Origin of the sequence: Paraprevotella clara YIT 11840, assembly GCF_000233955.1 — a bacterium.
Taxonomy (GTDB): Bacteria; Bacteroidota; Bacteroidia; order Bacteroidales; family Bacteroidaceae; genus Paraprevotella; species Paraprevotella clara.
In genome coordinates this window covers 302-552 of the sequence record NZ_JH376715.1, presented here as the reverse complement: position 1 = coordinate 552, position 251 = coordinate 302, and the positions used below count along the sequence as shown (strand labels likewise).

The 251-nt window shown below is 43.4% G+C and carries 1 protein-coding gene; it reads left to right on the top strand.

Features of this window, described 5'->3' with window-relative positions; translation table 11 throughout:
• Nucleotides 1-251, top strand: a 251-nt coding sequence (locus HMPREF9441_RS18900) for a hypothetical protein (protein ID WP_216593522.1), incomplete at both ends; no start/stop codon positions are given.

The following is a 251-nucleotide window of genomic DNA, read 5'->3' as shown; positions in this document are numbered from 1 at the left end:
CGAAGAAGTAGTCGTTACCCCCTATAAATTAACAGGTTATTTAGATATTGACGCCAAAAATGCACCCGTAAACAGCAATAGCAATACGCGTTATAGCATCTCAGGTTTAGAGATAGGCTACGAAAGCAGAGCAAGCGCAAGTGCTGTAGGGCGAGTGTTAAGCAGTGTTATGAACCCTGCCGACCTGCTGTATAGGTCTTTTAGCAAAAAGGGCAAAGAACTGCGGAAACTACGCGATATAAAGAAAGACA